Consider the following 4,966-nt stretch of genomic DNA (forward strand, 5'->3'; position numbering starts at 1 on the left):
CCCCGACCCCGCCGGCGCCCCGGCGGACACCTCCTGCACCCCGGTGCGCGTGAGCTCGGCGAGGTCCGCGGTGTCCACGCGCACCACGGGCTCCCAGCCCGTCATCGGCGGGGAGGCCGCGGCCCACGGGGCGGCCACCTCGCTCGGCGGCACGGGCAGCGTGGTGGTCGATGCCGAGCGGGCGGCCAGGCGATCGGTCACCGCAGCCAGCGGCACCACCACGTCCACGTCCACCGGGCAGGCGGCCGGGACGGCGCGCATGCCCAGCACGGTGCCCTCCTGCAGCAGACCGGCCCCGGGCACCACGCACACCCAGGAGGCCAGCACGCCGTCGCGCAGCTGCAGCCGCATGGCGCCGGCGGCGTCCAGGTGCTTGGCGCGGGCGGTGAACGAGGCGAGGTCCGCCAGGTCGTCGGCGGCCAGGGTGAGCACCGGCTGCCCCCCGCCGGTCGTGGTGCCCGGCGTCGTGCCCGGCGCGCCGCCCGTCATCGGCGGAAGGCCACGGGCTCGGCCACGAAGCGTTCCAGCACCTCGCGCTCGGTGGCGGTGAGGCGGCGCGGGCGGGCGGCCTCGAAGTCGTAGGTGACGATGGCGGTGCTCGCCCGCAGCGCCACCGTCAGGTCGGCGTCCGTGGGCACCGGGGCGTCGAGCGACACGGGCACCTCCCCGCCGGCCAGCGGGTGCTCGCTCAGCTCGTACTCCACCGAGAAGCTGCCGCCGGACAGGCTGCCGATCCACATGTCCACCACCACCGGGGCGTACCGGAACTCCACCGGCCGCAGGTACTCCACCTTGTGCGAGGCCACGAGCAGCCCCGTGGACAGCGGGCTGGAGCCCTCGAACCACTCGTGCATGCCCTGCACGCGGGCGTCCTCCAGCAGCTGCAGGAAGGTCACGTTGTTGACGTGCCCGTAGGCGTCCATGTCCGACCAGCGCAGCGGCACGTTGAGGCGGTAGGGGCGCGGGCCGGCGGTGGTGGAGGCGTGCGTGGTGAGGTTGCCCGCGGTGGGGCGTCCCGGGGCGTTGCTGTGGGTGGTCATGCGCGCCATCGTTCCACCCGGGCGCGACAGCGCGGCGCCCGGGTGGGGCCGGCGAGGCGTGGTTGAGTGGCCCCGTGACGTCCCAGAACACCCCGCCCCGAGACGAGTCCACCCCCACCACCGGGAGCGAGCCGCCGGCCCCGATGGGGTCGAGCATGGGCCACCGCCAGACCGTGCACCTGCCCGAGGACCCCTTCGCGCAGCTGCTGGAGGTGCTCGACGTGCAGGCCCTGGGGGCCAACACCTTCATCGGCCAGAGCCAGCCGCAGCCCCAGGGGCGCGCGTTCGGCGGGCAGGTGCTGGCGCAGTGCGTCATGGCCGCCGGCCGCACCATGGACGGCCTGGACGAGCGCCGCATCCACTCCCTGCACGCCTACTTCCTGCGCCCGGCCGACTCCACCCGGGAGATCCGCTTCGAGGTGGAGCGCCTCCGCGACGGCCGCTCCTTCTCCGCTCGCCGCGTGGCCGCCTACCAGGACGACCGGGTGGTGCTCTCCATGACCACGTCCTTCCAGGACCCGGCCGACGGCCTGGACCACCAGGAGCCGATGCCGGACGTTCCCGCCCCCGAGGAGCTGCCCTCCATCGCCGAGCTGCTGGCCGGCGTCGACGACCCGCGCGCGGCCTTCCTCACCCGGGGCCGCCCGGTGGACATGCGCTGGGTGGACGGCCCGCTCTACGGCCCGGACTTCGCCCGCGCCGACCACCAGAGCGTGTGGGTGCGCCTCACCGGCGCGCTGCCCACCGATCCGCTGCTCCACGCCGCCGCGAGCGCCTACCTCTCGGACTACACGCTGCTGGAGCCCGTGCTGCGCTGCCACGGCATCCCGTGGACCGACCGCCGCCTGCGCCCGGCCAGCCTCGACCACGTGATGTGGTTCCACCGCCGCCCGCGCCTGGACGGCTGGATGCTGTACACGCAGGCCTCCCCCTCGGCCCAGTCCGGCCGCGGGCTCGGCGTGGGGCGCCTGTTCCACGCCGACGGCACGCTCATGGCCTCGGTGGCCCAGGAGGGCATGGTGCGCATCAAGGAGGACTGAGCCTCAGCCCTCCCCCGGGACCTCCGGGTGGCCTCGCAGCGGCAGCGTCCGCGGCGAGGCCGCCGTGCGTCGGGCCCCCGTCCACGGGTCGGTCCAGGCCAGTTCACGGGCCAGCAGCTGCAGCGGGGTCGTGAAGTCCCCCGTCACCTGCTCGGTCTGCACCGGGTAGAGCGGGTCGCCCACGATGGGCAGGCCCAAGTGCGCCAGTTGGACGCGCAGCTGGTGGGTGCGCCCGGTGCGCGGGTGGAGGCGCAGCGCCGCCCGCCCGGCGGCCTCGTCCACCTCCACGGCCTCGATGCGGGTCTCCGCGTCGGGCGGGCCCGACACCACGGCCACCTGGTGGCTGCCGCGCCGCTTCACCAGGCGGTGGCGCTGCACGCCGAGGGCCCGCTCCACACGTTGCGCGAGACCCAGACCCTCGGTACCCGGCGCCACCGGCCACGGGGGCCGCTCCCCCGCGCCGGCCGCGGCCTCGTCGGAGGGCAGGGACACCACCGCCTCGTAGGTCTTGGCCACCTCACGGCGCTCGAACAGCTGCTGCAGGGGCGCCCGGGCCCCCGGCGTCCGCGCGCACAACAGCACCCCGGAGGTGAGACGGTCCAGCCGGTGCACCGGCACCGCATCGGGGTGGGTCTGCTGCAGCCGGGCCACCACGGTCTGCTGCACGTGCACCCCGCGCGGGATGGTGGCCAGGAAGGGCGGCTTGTCCACGGCCACCCAGTGCTCGTCCTGCTGCAGCACCGGCAGCCCACCGGGCACCTCGGGCTCGACGGGGTGCGGGCGGTACAGCCACGCCACCCGGCGCCGGGGACCGGTGGGGAGGTACGCGGTGGTCTCGTCGGCCACCAGGCCCCGGGAGCCGGGCACACCGTCGTCGACCACCACCTCCCCGGCCGCGATGCCGGCGGCCACGAGCCCCGGCTGCCCTGTCACCTCCGCGAGCGCCTCGGCCACCGTGGCCCACGGACCACCCGGCGGGATGCGGACACGGGCGACGCCCACCCCCTCCCGCGGTGGCAGGGGGGATGGGCGTCGGCGCCGGGAACGGCTCACTCAGTCACGCGTGAGGCGACGGTGGGTCACGCGGTGCGGACGCGCGGCCTCCTCGCCCAGACGGTCGACCTTGTTCTTCTCGTAGGACTCGAAGTTGCCCTCGAACCAGTACCAGTTGGCCGGCTCCTCCTCGGTGCCCTCGTAGGCGAGGATGTGCGTGGCCACGCGGTCCAGGAACCAGCGGTCGTGGCTGATGACCACGGCGCAGCCGGGGAACTCCAGCAGGGCGTTCTCCAACGAGCCCAGGGTCTCGACGTCGAGGTCGTTGGTGGGCTCGTCGAGCAGCAGCAGGTTGCCGCCGGCCTTGAGGGTGAGGGCCAGGTTGAGGCGGTTGCGCTCACCACCGGAGAGCACGCCGGCCTTCTTCTGCTGGTCCGGGCCCTTGAAGCCGAACTGCGAGACGTACGCGCGGCTGGGGATCTCCACCTGGCCGACCTTGATGTGGTCGAGCCCGTCGGAGACGACCTCCCACAGGGTCTTCTCCGGGTCGATGTTCTCGCGGCCCTGGTCGACATAGCTCACCTTGACCGTCTCGCCGACCTTCACGGTGCCGGAGTCCGGCTCCTCGAAGCCCACGATGGTCTTGAACAGCGTGGTCTTGCCCACGCCGTTGGGGCCGATGACGCCCACGATGCCGTTGCGCGGCAGGCTGAAGCTGAGGTCCTTGATGAGGGTGCGGTCCCCGAAGCCCTTGGACAGGTTCTCCACCTCGATGACGGTGGAACCCAGGCGCGGGCCCGGCGGGATCTGGATCTCCTCGAAGTCCAGCGTCCGCATCTTCTCGGCCTCCGCGGCCATCTCCTCGTAGCGGGCCAGACGCGACTTGGACTTGGTCTGGCGGCCCTTGGCGTTGGAGCGCACCCACTCGAGCTCCTCGGCGAGGCGCTTCTTGAGCTTGGCGTCCTTCTTGCCCTGGACGGCCAGGCGCTCCTGCTTCTTCTCCAGGTAGGTGGAGTAGTTGCCCTCGTAGGGGTACAGGCGGCCGCGGTCGACCTCGCAGATCCACTGGGCCACGTTGTCGAGGAAGTAGCGGTCGTGGGTGACGGCCAGGACGGCGCCCTCGTACTCGGCCAGGTGCTGCTCGAGCCACTGCACGCTCTCGGCGTCGAGGTGGTTGGTGGGCTCGTCGAGCAGCAGCAGGTCGGGCTTGCTGAGCAGCAGCTTGCACAGGGCCACGCGGCGGCGCTCACCACCGGAGAGGTGGGTCACCGGCTCGTCGGCCGGCGGGCAGCGCAGGGCGTCCATGGCCTGCTCCAGCTGGGAGTCGAGGTCCCATGCGTCGGCGGCGTCGATCTTCTCCTGGAGCTTGCCCATCTCCTCCATGAGCGCGTCGAAGTCCGCGTCCGGGTCGGCCATCTCGGCGGAGATCTCGTTGTAGCGGTCGAGATCGGCCTTGATCTGGCCCATGCCCTCCTCGACGTTCTGCCGGACCGTCTTGGACTCGTCCAGCGGCGGCTCCTGCAGCAGGATGCCGACGGTGTAGCCGGGGGTCAGCCGGGCCTCGCCGTTGGAGGGCTGGTCGAGCCCGGCCATGATCTTGAGGATGGTCGACTTGCCGGCACCGTTGGGGCCGACGACGCCGATCTTGGCGCCCGGGTAGAAGGACATGGTCACGTCGTCGAGGATGACCTTGTCGCCGACGGCCTTGCGGGCCCTGGACATGGTGTAGATGAACTCCGCCATGGCAGGTGAGTCTAGGCCGTGACGGGCCGAGGACGGACCCCGGTCGGGGCGCCCCCGCGGCCACCCCGACCGGTCCCACCGGCCCGCCCTGCACCGGCCCCTCAGGCTGCGGCCCCCGCGGCGGCGGCCTCACGCTCCCCGGCCTGATCC

General features: G+C 73.3%; 4 protein-coding genes and 1 pseudogene. 1 reads left to right on the forward strand and 4 read right to left on the reverse strand.

Annotated elements, in window-relative coordinates:
- Positions 1 to 489: pseudogene (locus HMPREF3099_RS09185) on the reverse strand (hypothetical protein); the annotation flags it as partial.
- Positions 486 to 1,040 (reverse strand): acyl-CoA thioesterase, encoded by a 555-nt coding sequence (locus tag HMPREF3099_RS09190; protein ID WP_083323670.1) that lies wholly within the window; start codon positions 1,038 to 1,040, stop codon positions 486 to 488. The gene HMPREF3099_RS09190 and the pseudogene HMPREF3099_RS09185, both read right to left, overlap by 4 nt.
- A gap of 155 nt (positions 1,041 to 1,195) precedes the next feature.
- On the opposite strand from HMPREF3099_RS09190, the gene HMPREF3099_RS09195 reads away from it, so the two are divergent.
- Entirely contained in the window at positions 1,196 to 2,080 is an 885-nt protein-coding gene (locus HMPREF3099_RS09195; RefSeq protein WP_070705682.1) for an acyl-CoA thioesterase, read from the forward strand.
- A gap of 3 nt (positions 2,081 to 2,083) precedes the next feature.
- On the opposite strand, the gene HMPREF3099_RS09200 is transcribed toward HMPREF3099_RS09195, so the two are convergent.
- Together HMPREF3099_RS09200 and ettA are read right to left on the reverse strand one after the other, a co-directional pair.
- Positions 2,084 to 3,082 carry a pseudouridine synthase gene (locus HMPREF3099_RS09200; RefSeq protein WP_070705679.1) on the reverse strand — a complete coding sequence of 333 codons (999 nt, stop codon included), beginning with the start codon at positions 3,080 to 3,082 and terminating at the stop codon, positions 2,084 to 2,086.
- Between the two features lie 51 nt (positions 3,083 to 3,133).
- Positions 3,134 to 4,816, reverse strand: a complete 1,683-nt coding sequence (gene ettA, locus HMPREF3099_RS09205; protein ID WP_070705680.1) for an energy-dependent translational throttle protein EttA — start codon at positions 4,814 to 4,816, stop codon at positions 3,134 to 3,136.
- Between the last annotated feature and the right edge of the window lie 150 nt (positions 4,817 to 4,966).

The organism is Kytococcus sp. HMSC28H12 (assembly GCF_001816045.1).
In the GTDB taxonomy this organism is placed as follows: Bacteria; Actinomycetota; Actinomycetes; order Actinomycetales; family Dermatophilaceae; genus Kytococcus; species Kytococcus schroeteri.